The sequence below is a fragment of the Pseudomonas sp. WS 5059 genome (assembly GCF_012985525.1).
Classification (GTDB): Bacteria; Pseudomonadota; Gammaproteobacteria; order Pseudomonadales; family Pseudomonadaceae; genus Aquipseudomonas.
Genome location: NZ_JAAQWO010000003.1, coordinates 200,096 through 216,397 on the forward strand (window position 1 = coordinate 200,096; position 16,302 = coordinate 216,397).

Sequence of the window (16,302 nt, forward strand, 5' to 3'; positions counted from 1 at the left end):
TCAGTTCTGGAAGAACAGGGCACGCGCCAGTGGCGGGCGGATTTCACTGCGATAAATCGCGATCTGGTCGCGCTCGCTCAAGCCCGTACGGTGGATCGCGCCGCCGAGCTTTTGCTGGTCGCGGGTCTTGAGGTGGCCGGCGGTGTAGTTGTCGAGTTCGGCTTGCGGCGATTCGTAGTGGAAGTGCGCATACCACAGCACTTCCTGGCTTTGGTGATCGCGGATGGCGTACTCATCCAGATAGTTTTTGCCGGGCCCCTTGAGGCGTCGGCGGGTGACCACCTTGACGATATTTACCTTCCCCAGGCTGTGCAGCCATTCCACCCGTTCGGCGGTGGGCAGTTGCTGTTTGGTCATGCTGATACGGGTGTTGGTGCCCAATTGGTAGAGGCGTTGCGCCGCCTCGTTGAGTTTGCGGTTGAGTGTGGCAGCAGAGGGGCGATCGCTTTCGGTGAGGTTGCGCTGGGTCAGCGCCTCCTCGACCGTGTTAACCGCCTGCTCCAGGCGTGCCGCGTACTGATGCAGCATTTCTTCGATCTCTACCGGGATGCGTCCGGCTTTTTTGGCATGCGCCAGCACCCGCTGCGTGGCGGCGGGTTCCTCATCCAGCAGGTGCTGCCCATCGTTCATGCTGGTATTGAGGTCGGCAGCCTGTGGCTTGGGCAGCTTTGCGGCAGGCCTTGCGCGTTCCACCCACACGCCGGGGCTTTTTTCGTGGAAGGTGGCAATGACCTTGCCCGTCACCGGCGCCCTGACATCCAGCAGGCCTGCCTCGTCAGGCCGCAACTCCCCCACCAGCACGCCGCTGAAACGGGTCTTGATAACCTTTTTTTTCGGCGTCTGCGGCGTTCTGGACGAGCCGGCCTTGGGTTCCGGGGGCTTGCGCTCACGCAGCAGCAGCACCAGTTCGTGAGTCGCCTGCTGGTTGAATTCGTCGATCCGCTGGCGCAGGTCTTCCAGGGGCTCTCGCTGCACGTGTTCAGGGTATTCGGCGTGCAGGTCCAGCAAGCGCTGGTCAATGATGGCGAACTGTTCTACCAGGCTGTTGAGCACATCGAGGCGCTCGTCCGGGTTGCTGATGGTCGATTCGCTCAGGGTCTCGACCCAGGTCAGGATGTTGATATCGGCGCAGTTGACGATTTCATCGAGCTGGCGGTGCGCATCGGTGAACGCTTCGCCTGTGCCTGGCGTGATGCACAGGTAGCGGGTCAGGGTGATTTGCAGGGCTTTGAGGTCGTATAGCTTGAAGTGGGGCAAGGCGCGCAGCGTGGTCTGGATGATTTTGGTGCCCTCGATACCGAGCTTTTCCAGCTCGCGATAACGCGACTCGGCGTATTGCAGGCGCTTGATCATGTCCAGGTTGAGCTTTGATACCGTTCCGGCGAGCTGCGCCTGAAGCTTGGCGTCCCGCGAGGTGATCGTTTCCAGCTCCTGGAGCGTGGTCAATAGCTTGGTGCGAAACATGGGCAGGCGTTGCGCAACGGCCGAACGGGTCAGCAGCAGTTGTTGGCTCAAATAGTCAATCATGTTGCCCTGGTAATTGGGCACTGTGTCGATGATGTTCAGTGCCCGCAGTTGGCGGATGGGCACGTCGTATTCGGCCATGCGGGCGTCGACCTTGTCGATGTACGCCTCGCGCTGGCGCTCGGAGGAGGGGCCTGGCTTTGGCTCTATCGCCGCATGTGCCTGGGTGATTTCGGTTTGCCCGCGTCGCTGGTCGGCGTTGAACGCGTTGAGGTTTTGCCGCAGGTCGAGGATGCGCGAAGGTGCTTTGGCTTGCGCGGCTTTGCGGCGGTTCCTGAACCCGGCACCGCGCAGGCGCAGGCGGGTGTCGACAAACCATTGGCCGGCCAGGTTGCTTAGCAGCAAGGGGCCGTTGTGGGTGGGGCGTTTGGGGTCGATGATCATGACGTTGTCGTTCTCATCCACCGTCACCTCGAACCAGCGTGGGCCGACCGGTGCGTACCATTTATCGGCAAGGGCATAGAGATGCAGGTGCACCCCGGCCTCCGTGATCGGCTCCCCCAGCCCCTCGGGTTTGTCAATTTTGAAGCGATCCAGGGTCGCCCCCAGGCTTGAGGGCGCACGACTGAGTGCGCCGCTGCTGTGCAGGGGGCCTTGATGACGTGCGGCCAGGTCGCTCTCGGACACGTTGGCTTGCTGGCTGACGAGGACTTTGGGCGACGTCGGCAGTGCTTTTTGCGTCTTTTCCAGAACCGTGGTTTCAGGTTCTACCGGTGTGGGTTCAGTCTCCACCAGCGCCACCTTTTGCGCTGCTCGCTCAGGTGGATGGCGCAAGGTCACGTGCAGCACCAGGGCCATGCCCAGGTTGAGCAGCAGGTCGACCTGAGCCGTCCAGGAAACCTCCCCATCGGGCCCCGGTTCGGCCTGGGCCGTGGCTTGCAGGTCGTCCATGATTTGCCAGATCCATGCGGCGATCCCCACCGTGCGCCCCAAAAAGGGCAGCGCCGCGCCGAAAATCATCCAGCCGGCCTGCCGGTAACTGGCCCAGCGCTTCTGCACATTGGACACCGATTGGCGGTTGGCCAGCTCCACCAGCGCATTGGCGTTGTCCGTGAACAACGTCGCCAGGGCATCATTGCCCAGCACTTCGTCGCTCAGGGCCATGGGGCCACTCATTTGCAGCACCACTTGCGGTTCCACCAGCGCGCGCACCACCGTCCATGGCGAGGGCAGGGCGGCGGGGAACACGTACTGCTCGTAGTTAAAGCGTATGTCTTCGGCCAGCCAGGCCAGCACCGAATCGCGCAGGGTGCGCTGATGCTTGATCGCATACAGCAGGTTTTGCCGGGACGGGAACTGGATCAGCACCGGAGTCAGCAACGGGCGATACAGCAGGCACGGGCCCTGGGTGTGGTCGCGGGGGCCGATCACGAACATATTCGCCACCCCATCCTGTTCCTTGCTGGGGCGCAAGGTCGGGACAAAGGCCAGGCGGCGGAACACGATCTCTTGCCCTTCCACCTGGCGCTCGTGCGCCTCTGCCTGCACGGCCGCCGCCACATAGCGGTAACCGCGCTCGTCGATGCCATGCAGGCGCTGGATTTTCCACTGCAAGGCCAGCAGCGGCAGTTGCACCCGCAAGTGCGAGGTGTAGAGGGTCTGCCGGCTCTTCGACTCAGCAGGGTCGTCGAGCAGGGTGCGTTTGATCAGCGCCGGGTAGTGTTCGCCGATATCGAGGGTTTCGATCAGGTCCTTGAGGTAGGTGTAGGTCAGCCAGGTCGGGCTCTTGCCGCCGTTGTAGAGCACGCTGGTTGTTCCTGTGGGCAGCCCGGTGAGGTTTTCCAGGGCCAGGTCGATCAGGCTGCGCCGGGTGATGTCGCTGGCCCCGGGCAGCACAAAAGTGCCCCAGACCACCGGGCTCTCGATGCTGATCTCGACCTTGTCCAGGTTCAGGCTCGCGCCATTGGGTTGCTGTTTGAGTGTGCCTTGCAACTGCTCCCGGGCGTAGTCGCGGATTGCCGGGATACCGTCCTGGAACGTGCGCCCGTGGTTGTGGGTGTGCAGTTCGGCCAGGTCGATCAGGTAGCGGCTGTAGGTCGAGATGTCGAGGTCTGAGGCGCCGGTCAGCCACTCGGGAAGCTCTTCATGTATCTGGCGGATGTTCGACAGTGAGTGGCTGCTCAGGTCCTCAATCACCGGCAGGATGCGGGCGACCGCCTGGCCGCCGACCGCTGCTGCGGGAGGTGCTTCGATGCCGGACGAGCCCACCGAGCCGATGGCCTCCAGTTGCAGGGCGACCAGGTTACACGCCTGGCTCTCGAAGAAATCCCCCTGCGGTTCGTACAGGCGCCATTGCACGTTCACCTGCGCCGCACTTTGCGTCAGGCCTGTGGGCAGGGCTTGGCCGAAGGCGTCCAGGGAGTCGAATTTCGCGTAACCAGTGCTCAGCGAATACGTGAGGATGCGCTGCTGTTGCTCATGTACGCCGATCAGCACCGCGATATCCGACAGGCCAACGTGAATGGACTGGTTTTCGTTGCTGGCATCAATGTCGACCAGGTAAGCGTGGGTCTGGAAGGTATCGGAGGTTTTGCGCCTGGCCAGCTGCGGGAAGTGGAACAGCGTCCTGGCCATGGCGCAATCTTGTTCATCCCAGCCTTCCTGGGCCGTAACGTTCCATACGTTGCGCAAGGAATGGGCGAGTGTCTGCCAGCGGGGGCCTGCCAGGCCGTTGGAGGCATTCCAGTAGTCCAACTGCTGCTCCTGGAAAGCGCTGAAGATCAGGGCCGACAGCTCGTTGACCAGCCGTGCGATAGCATCGATCTTCACGGGCAGGTGGTCGGGGGGCTGGGCTGCGGGCTCCAGGGTGAGGAAATGCTCGCCGTCGATATAGATCACCGGCTCAGGCGACAGGGCCTGGTTGGCCAGGACCGAGGTCAGTGATTCGGTAGACGCCGGCGCTGCCTGGATCGCATCGCCGACGATGCGCCAATGCGGTGTGACGACCATGGCCAGGTCCGGCTCGATGTTCAGTGTCGGGTATTGCTCCTTGAGGGCTGCACGTAGCAGGTTCGCGGCGACTTCACGGATGGAGGGGCCGGTACTCAATTGCATCAGCAGCTCATAGGCACTTGGCGGACGGTTATGGGGGGCGGGTGAGTCGTTGGGCATTTGCAGCTCCTTGGCCAGTGGAAGGCTTGAAGAGCTGCACGGTAGTTTCTGCGGCGGCGGCGAAGACGGTAGATAAATACCCTGGCCGGGGCCGGCGCGCCCAGGCCAAGGTCGATCAGGTGCCGGACTTGATCTTGCTCCAGGCCCGGGTCCGCGCACGCTCGGCGTCGCGCTCCAGGGGCTTGAGGGTGTAGAGCGTGGCCATCGCCGCTTCGGTGGGATACAGGTTGGGGTTGTTGCGAATCGCCGGGTAGACGTGCTCGGTCGCATCCTTGTTGGGGTTGGGGTAGCCGACAAAATCACTGATGGGCGCGATCACCTGGGGTTGCAGCAGGTAGTTGATGAAGGTGTAGGCGTCCTGCGGGTTTTTTGCACCCTTGGGAATGGCCAGCATATCGAACCAGATTGGCGCGCCTTCCTTGGGCAGGCGCATGTCGACGATCACCCCGTTCTTGGCCTCCCGGGCGCGGTTGGCGGCCTGGGAGAAACTGCCGGAGTAACCGACGGCCACGCAGATATCCCCGTTGGCGATATCGGCCATGTATTTGGATGAGTGGAAGTAGGTGATGTAGGGGCGGATCTTCATCAGCAACGCTTCGGCTTTGACATAGTCCTTGGGGTTGCTGCTGTTGGGGTCCAGGCCCAGGTGCTGCAGGGCCAGGGGCAGGATTTCCGACGGTGAGTCCAACAGTGCCACGCCGCATTGCTTGAGCTTGCTGATGTGCTCTTCTTTGAAGATCAAATCCCAGCTGTCCACCGGTGCGTCGGCGCCCAGGGCGGCCTTGACCTTGTCCGGGTTGAAGCCGATGAGGATGGTGCCGTACATGTAGGGCACCGCGTGTTTGTTGCCCGGGTCGTTGGCCTCGATCAGCTTCATCAGCTTGGGATCGAGGTGGTTCCAGTTGGGCAACTGGCTGCGGTCCAGGGGTTGGAACACCCCGGCTTCGATCTGCTTGGCCAGGAACACATTGGACGGCACCACCACGTCATACCCGGAGTTGCCGGTCAGCAACTTGGCTTCCAGGGCTTCGTTGGTGTCGAAGATGTCGTACACCAGCTTGATCGCCGGGTTCTGCGCCTTGAAATCTTCCAGGGCCTTGGGCGTGATGTAGTCGAACCAGTTGTAGACCCGCAGGGTTTTTTCTTCGGCGTGGGCGGCGCTGCTGAGCACGGCGGCGCAGAGCACAAGCGACTTGAGCATGTTCATTGGGCTGCCCCTTCAAAACCTTCGAGAACGTTGACGGCATTGATGCCGATTTCTGCCACCGCGTAACCGCCTTCCATCACAAACAGCGTCGGCTTGCCCAGGCGGGCGATACGCGCGCCCATGGCCAGGTAGTCCGGGCTGTCGAGCTTGAATTGCGAGATGGGATCGTCCTTGAACGTGTCCACGCCCAGGGACACCACGATGATGTCGGCGCCATAGCCCTCGATCTCCCGGCAGGCCTGCTCCAGTGCCGCGCTCCAGGTGTCCCAGGCGGCACCGGCCGGCAGCGGGTAATTGAAGTTGAAGCCTTCGCCGGCACCCTCGCCCAGCTCGTCGGCATAACCGAGGAAAAACGGAAACTCGGCCTGCGGGTGCCCGTGGATCGAAGTGAACAGCACATCGCTGCGCTCATAGAAGATCGACTGGGTGCCGTTGCCGTGGTGGTAATCCACGTCGAGGATCGCGACCTTTTTGTGGCCCTGGTCGATAAAAGCCTGGGCGGCGATGGCGGCGTTGTTGAGGTAGCAGTAACCGCCCATCAAGTCGCCAGCGGCGTGATGCCCCGGTGGCCGGCACAAGGCGAAGGCGCTGTGGGCGCCTTGTTGGATCGCCTGCTGCGCGGTCAGCGCGACCTGCGCCGCGCTGTAGGCCGCCTGCCAGGTACCGGCGGTGATCGGCGCACCGCCGTCGAAGCTGTAATAGCCCAGTTGGCCGTGCAGGCTGGTGGGCAGCACGCGGCGCAAGGTCCGGGCGGGCCAGGTGTAGGGCAGCAGGTCGCCGTCCTGGCCGAATTCGACCCAACGGGCCCAGGCACCCTGGAAGAACTCCAGGTAGTCGCGGCTGTGGATGCGCTGCAGCGGCGCCAGGCCAAAGTCCTGGGGCGCTTGCACCGGGCCCAGTGTACGGTCCTTGACCCGTTGCAGCACATGGTCGGCGCGCGAAGGCATTTCGAAGCAGGGCATCAACTGGCCGTCCATCAATTCGCAACGGCCATGGTGCAGGTGGTGATCGTGCGAGTAGATCGTCAGCATTTTTATTGTTCTCCGCAGGCAGGTTGGGATGCCTTGCAGTGTTGCGGTGCGCGCAGGTTTGGAGAACGGCAGGAGCGGCCAAAAGGGGATAAATATGGCCAAATTGTCTGTCCGAAATTCGCCCCTGCATGGGGCGTCAGGCTCGAAATTGACTCGGCGCTACACCGCTCCAGCGTACAAAGGCATGCCGGAAGCTCGCGGTCTCACTGAAACCCAACTGCTCGGCGATGCGGTAGATCGGCCACTGGTCTTGCGCCAACAACTGCTTGGCGCGCTCGAAGCGCAGTTCGTCCAGCAGTTCCTGGTAGCTGCAGCCCAGGTCGTGCAGGTGCCGGCGCAGGGTGCGCGGCGAACAGTTCATCTGCTGGGCCAGGCCATCGAGCCCCGGTGCGGCGTGCAGTTGTGCCGCGAGCAACTGGCGGACCCGCCCCAGCCAGGCCTCGCGCCCGGTGAATTCGGTGTTCTGCTTGCGGCAGCGTTCGGCCATGGCCCGGTGGGTCACGGTGTCGGCCAGGGGCAAGGGTTGGGCGAGCCAGCGCTGGTCGAAGGCGAACGCATTGGCCGTGGCCTGGAACTGCAACGGGCAGTCAAAACACTCGGCATAGCGCGCCTGGTAATCCGGCGCAGTATGCTCAAAGCGCGCGCCCAGCAAGGGCAGCGGATGGCCGAGCAGGTCGTCGCAGATCACCTTCAGCGACCCCAGGCACAGCTCCACGTTGAAGGCGGTCAGCGCCGGGCTCTCGCGGTAATCGCTTGCGGTGAACCAGATACGCTCGCCGTCTTGCTCAAGGCTCAGTTCGAACAGTGTTCCCAACAGCGCCGGATAACGCAGGGCCAGGCGCAAAGCGTCACCGAAAGTGGCACTGGTGAGCAGGGCATAGCCGAGCATGCCGTACGCCGATACGTGCATCCGTCGCCCCACGATCAGCCCGATATCGCGCTGCAAGGCCACGGCATTGGCGCACACTTGCATCTCCTGGTGCGTGGCGATGCGTGTGTCGGCGCGGCTCAGGTCCGCCGCACAGATGCCACTGCCGGCCAGTAGCGCTTCGGCGGGCAAGCCTTCGGCCTTGAAGGTGCTGAGCACCAGGGAAACGGCGTTGAGGGTGGTGAGGTGGGAGTGCAGCATGGGAACTTCCAGCCAGGGGATGGCTGGAAGTGGAGCAAGTTATATGCCGCTCAGCTCAGTTCGCCGCACAGGTCCAGCTCGACCAGGCGCCGTACTTCGTCGTTGGGCAGCCCGGCGCCGAGCAAGGCTTGCAGCTTGCCGAACACAGCTTCGCGGGTCATGCCGCCACCGGACAACACACCGACCCCACGCAGGCGGCTGCCCGCTTCATATACGTCCAGTTCCACACCGCCTTCATGGCATTGGGTGATCGCTACGACCACGATGTGCCGAGCCTGCGCACGCTGCAGGCTGGCGAGGAACGCCGGGTTATCGCTGGGCCCGGTGCCGCTGCCAAAGCATTCGAGCACCAGTGCCTGGATGCCGCTGTCGACCAGGGCATCCAGTTGCCCGGCATCAATGCCCGGTACCAGCGGCAATACGCCGACATTGGCCAGGGCCTTGGGCTGGCGGTAGTCCAGGGCGGCAGGCAGCGCCTGGGCCTTGGCCACGCCGCCGTTGCGCTGCAGTGCAGCAAAGGGATGGCGACCAAAACTGCGGATTTTCGCGCAGCGGGTCGGCGCCATCAGTGCGCCGTGGAAGTACAGGTGCACCCCGGGCGCCAGGCCTTCACCCAACGCTGCCAGGGCGCCGCTGACGTTTTCCCAGGCATCGCTGTCGGGCACGCCGGCCGGCAGCATCGAACCGGTGAACACCACCGGCGCCGGCAGGCCCAGCAGTTGGAAACTCATGGCCGCCGCGCTGTAGGCCAGGGTGTCGGTGCCATGCAAAATCAGCACGCCATCGCAGCCCTCGTCCACAGCCTCGACTACGGCGCTGCGCAGGTGTTGCCAGTAGGCGGGCGTCATATTGGCGCTATCGATCAGCGGCGACATTTCCCGAAAGCGCCAGGCTGGCGCTGGTAGGTGGGCAAGCTGTTCGCGCATGCGCGCTTCAAAGCCCGAAGCGGGCGCCAGGCCGTTGGCGCTGGCTTGCATGCCGATGGTGCCGCCGGTGTAGAGCACCATGAGGGTGTTAGCTTTGGACATCGAACAATCTCCTGAACGAAAAACGCCGCCGGGCCCAGAGCATGCCCAAGGCCGGGCGGCGTGTCATCTATCTAGGCTCAGCGTTGCACTTGGGCGTTCAACTCAGCAGTCGCTTGAGCGGTTGGCTCAGGCTGCACCGGGTTGGCCGGCCAGGCCTTGCGGTCCAGGTCCAGGTCCGGGAACTGGCTGGAGTCGAACACCGGGGTCTTGATGCCCGCCGCGCGCTGGTTGTCGTAGTCGTTGAGGATACGCATGGCGATCTTGAACAGGAACGCCAGGGCGAACAGGTTGACGAACGCCAGCATGGTCATGGTGATGTCGGCGAACGCGAACACGGTGCTCAGGTTCTCGATCGAACCCCAGAAGATCAGCACCAGTACCAACGCGCGATAACCGATCAGCACCTTGCGGTTGTTGCCCACCAAAAAGCGCAGGTTGCTCTCGCCCAGGTAGTAGTTGTACATGATCGATGTAAACACGAACAACGCCAGGGCCACCGAGATAAACATCCGCCCCCAGTCACCGACCACCGCTGCCAGGGAGTTCTGGGTCAGGGCAATGCCGTCGCCTTCAAAGCCTGGGGTGTAGAAGCCCGAAAGCAGGATCAGCAGGGCGGTGCAGGTGCAGATGATGAAGGTGTCGAGGAACACGCTGAACGCTTGCACCACACCTTGGGCGACCGGGTGTTCCACCGAGGCCACCGCGGCCACGTTGGGCGCGCTGCCCAGGCCTGCTTCGTTGGCGAACACGCCGCGCTTCACACCCATGATGATCGCGCTGCCCACCAGGCCGCCGAAGGCCTGGTCCAGGCCAAAGGCGCTCCTGACGATGGTCGCGAGCATGGCCGGCACCTGGTCGAATTGCAGCACGATCACGTAGACCGTCACGGCGATATAGACCAGGGTCTTGACCGGCACCAGCAGGTCGGCAATCGAGGCAATGCGCTTGATCCCGCCGATAAACACCAGGCCCAGCAACACCGCCAGCGCCAGGCCGGTGTAGGTGGTGTCGAAACCAAAGGCGTTATTGAGCGAGTGGGTCACGGCATGGGCTTGCAGGCCGTTGAAGGCGAACCCGAAGGTCACCAGCAGCAGGAACGCCATGACCATCCCCAGCCAGCGTTTTTGCAGGCCGTGCTGGATGTAATAGGCCGGGCCACCACGGTAGGTGCCTTCGGCGTCGGTGCGTTTGTAGAGCTGGCCCAGGGAGCACTCGATAAAGCTCGACGACATGCCCACCAGCGCGGTGACCCACATCCAGAACACTGCGCCCGGGCCACCCAGGGTCACGGCAATGCCGACCCCGGCGATGTTACCGGCGCCCACCCGCCCGGCCAGGCTGAGCATCAGCGCCTGGAACGAACTGAGTTGGCCGGCACTGCTTTTGAGGCTGTCGCGAAACACCGCGAACATATGAAAGAAGTGACGAAACTGAACGAAACGCGAGCGGATCGTGAAGTAACCACCGAGCCCGACAATGAGCACGATCAGTACTTTTCCTGAGAGGAAGTCGTTGATGACTTCTAGCATGGAGTATTCCTCGCTGTTTTTTTGTAAAGGCAAAAGCCGGACGGGTCGAAACATCGCGTTACACACCGTCGCGCAGGCAGCACGATAGGTGGGGCGAGTGCTCGTCCCGGTTCCAAGTCGCGGGTTGTTATTAGTTCGGCGTTCGCATGCGGTTGACGATCGTGCATGCGAAGAGGGGCGGCACTATACCTAGGTGTGCGCCAGCCGTCTGCAAGCAGCGCAACTGAGCGAGGAATGGTCGAAGCGTCACACTGACCTGATGTGGGGGCTGTCGAGCTTTGGTGAGGCTGCGTTAGGCATGAGTATCTACACGACTTGCTCTTTTTTGGTTGTGGGGTGTGAGTACATATCCGTTGCTGCAGTCATGGCCACTTAGGGTTCCGCCCTTACGGCGGCTCACTTTGGAAAAGCCCCAAAGTAAGCAAAGGGCTCTTGCCCCACCACTCGGCACCTCGCCTAGGCTCGGTGTGCCCGTCATCCGACATTGATTTGGGGGGCCGCCGCGATGGGCCATCCCTGGCCCAGCGCGGCTAACCCGGCGTCCTGCCGGGTTACCCCCCAAATCAATATCGGATGACGGCCAGCGTGGTTTAACGGGGCGCTGGGATCAAAATCACAAGCAACGCGAGGCGGCCTGACAGCCGACCTGATCGTCGAAGCGTACGCGTACCCTGTAGGAGCTGGCTTGCCTGCGATAGCGGTGTATCAGTCGATGAATCTGTTGGCAGACCTGCCGCCATCGCAGGCAAGCCAGCTCCTACAGGGGAATGCAGCTTCGCGCTCTGGCTTTGCTGTTGCTCTGTTTTTGATCTGGCTTTTGATCTTAGGCGCCCCGTCAAACCACGCTGGCCGCAGGCAGGTATTGCGCAGTGGGCACCCCGGCAGGATGCCGGGGTAGCCGCGACACGGCCATGGATGGCCGATCGCGGCGGGCCCACGGAGCAATGCCTGACTGCGGGCATGCCGAGCCTAGGCGAGGCACCGAGTGGTGGGGCAAAAGCGCTTTGGTTACTTTCGCGCTTTTCGAAAGTGACCCGCCGTAAGGGCGGAACCAATAGCCGCCATGACCGCAGCAACGGATATGTACTCCCCCCCCACCTTTGACTTTTGTTGTCTGGTTAGAAGTAGTAACCAATATTCACGTTGGTGCGGTAATACCACTCGTTGCTGCCCACCGAACTGGTGTTGGTAAAACCACTGCCATTCTCTGCGCCGCCATAGGGGTTGGCGTTGCGCGCCCAGGTAAAGTCGACCCAGGCCATCACCGGCATGGCCAGGAACTGCGCGCCTACGGTGAACATCTGCGAATCATCCCATTCGCTCTTGTCTTTCATCATCCGGCTGTAGTCGGTGTACAGCTTGACCTTCTTCAACTGCCCCAGCCTAGGCGTGTAGACGTCGTAGCCGAGGTTGATCGACGCCAGGCTGGCCTTGGACGCGATCAGGTAGGCCGGGGTCAGGCCGTTGCCGCCCATCAGTACCGAGTCCTTGCTGACGCCGGTGGGGTTTTCGGGATCGTATTCGTAGCGGATGGCCTGGGTGGTGACGGTCCACAGCCCCTTGTTGATGATGGCGTGTACACCGGCGGCCCAATAGTCGCCATCGTCCTTGGTGGTGGCGTTGTACAGCTGGGCGGTGGCCAGCGAGGCGCCGATCTCGGTTTTCCAGCCATTGCTGTTGAAGGTGCGCGCCACGCGGGCGTTGAGCTGGTTGCGCTTCTCGTTGTCCTGGCGCGACTGGGTGAAGGCAATCGCGTTGTCGTTCAGGTCGGCGTAACGCCCGACTTCAGGCGAGTAGCGAAGGTCGCTGGGCAACATGCGCGGGAAAAAGCCAAGCTGCACGTCCCAATCCTGATCCTTGTAGCTGTACTTGAGGCCGGTGCCGGCACTCGAGGCATAGCCCATGAAAAACGGCAGGTGGTAGCTCCAGCCAAATTGCGGATACGGCTCCAGGCCAAACGGCTTGAACGGTGCGCCCAGTTGCAGGTTGGAGTTGGCATTGAGCCGATAGCCAACGAAGCCACGGTCGATGGAGCGCTTGCCGTCGTCCTGGAACCAGTAGCCGATATCGCTATAGAGGCTCTTGTAGGTGGCCTGCACGTCCAGGCGGAATGTGTCGAAGAGGAAGCGGCCATTGTTCTCGGTGGTGTCCCAATGCTCGTCGCGATAGTTGGTGCGCAGCGCGCCGCCGATGTCCAGGCTGGCGTCCCCGGCGTCACTGCGCCAGGCAATGTGGGGGAAAGGTTTATTGGCGGCGTTGGCCCGCACCGGCTCGGAAGGGATGGGTTCTGCGGCGAAACCGCTGAAACTGGCAAACATCAATCCTGCACATAAGACACGCTTCATAGAGACCTCTCTACCGGGTGATCGGCAACACTCGTCCGCTTGCCTTTAAAGGCAACTAAGGAGGGAGCGGGTCTTACCGGGTTTAAGTGTTGGCTATTATTGTTTTATCGGCGAAACGCCGTTTAATCAGTGGATGCACGGGAGTAGAGCAGGAAGTGTGCCAGGCGGTAAGTTAGTTTGGATTTTATAAAAAAACCGCTTAAAAACAATTGTTTATATGGGAAACAAAGCGCTGTGTATAACCCATGAAACAATCCGTAAGTGCGGTAACAAAGTTGCCCGTGATAGGTGCGTCTTTATTGCACGCTGCCAATGAAACGGGCACTTTGCGGGTGATCCTGTAGGCGCGAGCGAAGAACTTGAGGGTAACGCGGTTATTCAGGATAAACCGCGTTATCGTTAACGTTCTTCGCGAGCAAGCTCGCTCCTACAGGGGGGGCTAGAGGTCCAGCACCAACCGTTGGCTCTTGCAGCCCGAAACACACACCATCATCGATTTGTTCGCCGCGCGCTCGGCCTTGGTCAGCACCCCGTCGCGGTGGTCGATCTGGCCTTCCACCACCCGCGTTTCACAGGAGCCGCACACCCCCTCGCGGCAGCTGTGATCGATGTCGCAACCGGCTTCGAGCAGCACATCCAGCAAGCTCAAGCCGGGCTCCACCGACAGCGTCTTGCCGGACTTTTTCAACTCCACGCTATAGCGGTTCTGCGCATCTTCGCTGGGCGGCAGTTCGGCGGCGGTAAAGCGCTCGATATGGGCATGGGGATAACCCAGGCGCTCACAGGTGCCCTCGAACGCATCCAGCATCGGCGTTGGGCCGCAGCAGTAGAAGTGCGTATCCGCAGGTTGGCCGGCGAGGTAGGCGGCGAGGTCCGGCGGCACGCCTTTTTCGTCGTTGAAGTGGTACACCACCCGCGCATCCAGGCCGTTCAAGGCTTCCACCAATGCCGCTTCCTGGCGCGAGCGCGCGCAATAGATCAGCTCGGCGGATTTGCCCTGGGCCAGCAGTTGGCGAAACATGCAGTAGATCGGCGTAATGCCGATGCCACCGGCCACCAGCACACTGTGGCTGGCGCTCAGGTCCAGCGCGAAGTTGTTGCGCGGCGCCGAGATCGACAGCGCCATGCCGACCCGCAGTTGGCTGTGCACATACTCCGAGCCGCCGCGGCTGTTGCGGTCACGCAGGATGCCCACGGTGTAGCGCCCCTGGTCGCTGGGAGAATTGAGCAGCGAGTAGCTGCGCACCAGGCCGTTGGCCAGGTGCAGGTCGATGTGCGAGCCGGCCTCGAACGGCGGGAACACGGTATCGCCCAACGGCCGAAACTCCACGCTGATGATGCCTTCGGCTTCATAGCGCAGGGTGTGTACGCGGGCGTTGAGCAGGGAGGGCTTAGACATCATTCACCTCTGTGACGGTACGCAGGTCGACATCGAGCCGGGCACTGGCCTCGATCTCGACCCGAAGTTCAGGAAACACCAGCGCGCTGACGGCCACCAGGGTGGACGTGGGAAATACGGCCTGCCCGGCGAAGAAATCGCGCCGTGCGCGGCCCACCTGGTCCTTGTCGGCGATATCGGTGAGGTACACCGTCAGCCGGTAGATATTGCCCAGATGCCCACCGGCCGCCGTCACCAGCGCCTGGATCTTGCCCAGCACCACCAGGGTCTGGGCGTAGCAATCCAGGGTCGCCTCGCGGCTGGCGGGGTGTGCGGTCATCCCGGACATCACCACCTCGCGGCCGATCAGCAGCGCATTCGACCAACTGGCCCCGGCGGGCGCCACCACGACCGGGTTCATGGCAGTTGCTTCGCGTCGATCAGTTCGAGCTGGGCCTTGGCCGCGTTCTTCAGGTAACGGCGCATGCGCACCACACCCAGGTCGTGCTGGTAGAGGTTTTCGCGCTGGTTGGCGTCCGGTTCCATGAACTCCAGCAGCACCCGATCCTGCTCCAGCACGGCCCAGTGCCGCGCTTCCAGGCGGTTTTTGTAGAGGAAGCGCCAGGTATCGCGCTGCCAGCCGGTCAGCGGTCGGCAGCGCCAGTGGAACACCGCCGAGAGCGCGCGGCTGCTTGGGGTGTAGCTGCCGATAATGGTGAAGTTGCCGCCCGGGCCGCCGGTTTTCGGGTAGGGGATTTCCAGGCGCAGCCAATGGCAGCCGTTGTCCATGAACTCGGTCCAGTCGAAGTTCACCCCGCGCTGGCCTTCCTTCTCGAAGAAGAACCCGTTGTCGGTGTCGCGGGTGACGAACTTGGCGGTGGCTTCGCCTTCACTCATCGAGTGCGACATCTTGTGCAGGTAGGTGCCGTGCATCGGGTCCATGACGTTGTCGATCACGTAGCGGTAGTCGCCTTTCCACTCGGTGTAGCAGACGAAGCTGCTCCACTCCGGGGACGTCAGTTGCTCGGGCAGCACCAGTTCCGGCGGGGTCGCTAAATGCGGGTCGGTGGCATTGAACAAAAAGATCGCGCCTGCCGCTTCGCGGGTATGGAACATGCGGGTCGGGCGGCTGCCTTCGAGTTTGCAGCCAGGGCTGCCCGGTACCTTGGTCACGGTACCGTCACAGCGCACTTCGATGCCGTGATACGGGCATTGCAGGCGATCACCCAACACCGGGCCCTGGGACAGCGGCGCACCGCGATGGGGGCAATGGTCTTCGAGGGCGTGCACGCGGCCATCGTTATCGCGCCACAGGGCGATCTTGTAGCCCAGGCGGCGTACCGATACCGGCTTTTCACCCAGCAGGTCCGAGGGTAATACCGGGAACCAGAGGTCTTTGAGGCCATTGGCCAGATGGTTTTCAACAGGGTCGACGGTCAATTGCATAGTCATTTTTTTATTCCTTCTGCCGGGTCATTCGCCCAGCCGGGCCATCAGGGTTTGATAGGCATCTGCCGTCCACTCGCCGCTGGTCAGCGGGCAGGGCGGGCCGGCCAGGTTGAGGTGGGCGAGCAGGGCCGCCAACTCGGTCACGCCGTTGCCGAAGGCGCGCTCGATGGAGTCGCCCAGCAGCTCTTCAAACTGGGTATTGGGCCGTTTGCGCGCCTGATGGGGCTCGAGGAATCGTTCGGTAGTGCTCATGTCATTGACCTCCGTTGCGTACCCGTTCGCGGATGGTTTCGCGCACCGGGATAAAGTCGTATGTCGGGAAAACTTCAGTGCTGAACACGCCCCACGCCGAGCGCTCAAGCTCCACGTTAAGGGACGGCAGCAGGCCCGGCGCCAAGCGCAGGGTGACGATCTGGCCCAGGCCCATGGCCACGGTCCAGCTCACCACCTCCACGCCTTGCGGTGGAAAGCGCTCCCACCAGTCCTGCTGCTTCATGTGCCGCTGAATGTCTTCCAGGTTTTTTGATTGGTCGTGCTTGAGCAGCACGGTCACCAGCAAGGTGTCGCTCAT

The 16,302-nt window shown here is 62.3% G+C and carries 12 protein-coding genes; all 12 read right to left on the reverse strand.

The annotated features are described in order from the left end of the window. Complete coding sequence (locus HBO12_RS09785) at positions 1–4,635, reverse strand: dermonecrotic toxin domain-containing protein (RefSeq protein WP_170042041.1); 4,635 nt, start codon at positions 4,633–4,635, stop codon at positions 1–3. Positions 4,636–4,750: 115 nt separating this feature from the next. Then, on the reverse strand, positions 4,751–5,842 hold the full coding sequence (locus tag HBO12_RS09790) for a polyamine ABC transporter substrate-binding protein (protein ID WP_170042042.1): 1,092 nt from the start codon (positions 5,840–5,842) through the stop codon (positions 4,751–4,753). Next, positions 5,839–6,873 carry a histone deacetylase family protein gene (locus HBO12_RS09795; protein WP_170042043.1) on the reverse strand — a complete coding sequence of 345 codons (1,035 nt, stop codon included), beginning with the start codon at positions 6,871–6,873 and terminating at the stop codon, positions 5,839–5,841. Before HBO12_RS09795 ends, HBO12_RS09790 begins: the two co-directional genes overlap by 4 nt. A gap of 136 nt (positions 6,874–7,009) precedes the next feature. Continuing rightward, entirely contained in the window at positions 7,010–8,002 is a 993-nt protein-coding gene (locus tag HBO12_RS09800) for an AraC family transcriptional regulator (protein ID WP_170042044.1), read from the reverse strand. A 50-nt stretch (positions 8,003–8,052) separates the two neighbouring features. Next, positions 8,053–9,030, reverse strand: coding sequence for an asparaginase (locus HBO12_RS09805; RefSeq protein ID WP_170042045.1), 978 nt, complete (start codon positions 9,028–9,030; stop codon positions 8,053–8,055). 77 nt (positions 9,031–9,107) lie between these two features. Then, positions 9,108–10,559, reverse strand: coding sequence for an alanine/glycine:cation symporter family protein (locus tag HBO12_RS09810; protein WP_170042046.1), 1,452 nt, complete (start codon positions 10,557–10,559; stop codon positions 9,108–9,110). Positions 10,560–11,677: 1,118 nt separating this feature from the next. Continuing rightward, a complete protein-coding gene (locus HBO12_RS09815) occupies positions 11,678–12,904 on the reverse strand; it encodes a hypothetical protein (RefSeq protein WP_170042047.1) in 1,227 nt (408 codons plus the stop codon). 439 nt (positions 12,905–13,343) lie between these two features. After that, complete coding sequence (locus HBO12_RS09820; protein ID WP_169955450.1) at positions 13,344–14,303, reverse strand: PDR/VanB family oxidoreductase; 960 nt, start codon at positions 14,301–14,303, stop codon at positions 13,344–13,346. After that, the gene (locus HBO12_RS09825; RefSeq protein WP_170042048.1) at positions 14,296–14,703 is read right to left on the reverse strand and encodes a Rid family hydrolase; all 408 of its coding nucleotides are present in this window, start codon (positions 14,701–14,703) and stop codon (positions 14,296–14,298) included. The genes HBO12_RS09820 and HBO12_RS09825 overlap by 8 nt, the downstream gene beginning before the upstream one ends. Then, the gene (locus HBO12_RS09830) at positions 14,700–15,734 is read right to left on the reverse strand and encodes an aromatic ring-hydroxylating oxygenase subunit alpha (RefSeq protein ID WP_170042049.1); all 1,035 of its coding nucleotides are present in this window, start codon (positions 15,732–15,734) and stop codon (positions 14,700–14,702) included. The genes HBO12_RS09825 and HBO12_RS09830 overlap by 4 nt, the downstream gene beginning before the upstream one ends. A 21-nt stretch (positions 15,735–15,755) precedes the next feature. Further along, a complete protein-coding gene (locus HBO12_RS09835) occupies positions 15,756–15,983 on the reverse strand; it encodes a recombinase-like helix-turn-helix domain-containing protein (protein ID WP_029289990.1) in 228 nt (75 codons plus the stop codon). A 1-nt stretch (position 15,984) separates the two neighbouring features. Continuing rightward, positions 15,985–16,302, reverse strand: coding sequence for a hypothetical protein (locus HBO12_RS09840; protein ID WP_169955447.1), 318 nt, complete (start codon positions 16,300–16,302; stop codon positions 15,985–15,987).

What these genes read in the sequence shown, in the direction of transcription:
- HBO12_RS09785 (WP_170042041.1), bottom strand. Translation starts at nt 4,635, where the DNA reads ATGCCCAACGACTCACCCGCCCCCCATAACCGTCCGCCAAGTGCCTAT.
- HBO12_RS09790 (WP_170042042.1), bottom strand. Translation starts at nt 5,842, where the DNA reads ATGAACATGCTCAAGTCGCTTGTGCTCTGCGCCGCCGTGCTCAGCAGC.
- HBO12_RS09795 (WP_170042043.1), bottom strand. Translation starts at nt 6,873, where the DNA reads ATGCTGACGATCTACTCGCACGATCACCACCTGCACCATGGCCGTTGC.
- HBO12_RS09800 (WP_170042044.1), bottom strand. Translation starts at nt 8,002, where the DNA reads ATGCTGCACTCCCACCTCACCACCCTCAACGCCGTTTCCCTGGTGCTC.
- HBO12_RS09805 (WP_170042045.1), bottom strand. Translation starts at nt 9,030, where the DNA reads ATGTCCAAAGCTAACACCCTCATGGTGCTCTACACCGGCGGCACCATC.
- HBO12_RS09810 (WP_170042046.1), bottom strand. Translation starts at nt 10,559, where the DNA reads ATGCTAGAAGTCATCAACGACTTCCTCTCAGGAAAAGTACTGATCGTG.
- HBO12_RS09815 (WP_170042047.1), bottom strand. Translation starts at nt 12,904, where the DNA reads ATGAAGCGTGTCTTATGTGCAGGATTGATGTTTGCCAGTTTCAGCGGT.
- HBO12_RS09820 (WP_169955450.1), bottom strand. Translation starts at nt 14,303, where the DNA reads ATGTCTAAGCCCTCCCTGCTCAACGCCCGCGTACACACCCTGCGCTAT.
- HBO12_RS09825 (WP_170042048.1), bottom strand. Translation starts at nt 14,703, where the DNA reads ATGAACCCGGTCGTGGTGGCGCCCGCCGGGGCCAGTTGGTCGAATGCG.
- HBO12_RS09830 (WP_170042049.1), bottom strand. Translation starts at nt 15,734, where the DNA reads ATGACTATGCAATTGACCGTCGACCCTGTTGAAAACCATCTGGCCAAT.
- HBO12_RS09835 (WP_029289990.1), bottom strand. Translation starts at nt 15,983, where the DNA reads ATGAGCACTACCGAACGATTCCTCGAGCCCCATCAGGCGCGCAAACGG.
- HBO12_RS09840 (WP_169955447.1), bottom strand. Translation starts at nt 16,302, where the DNA reads ATGAGCGACACCTTGCTGGTGACCGTGCTGCTCAAGCACGACCAATCA.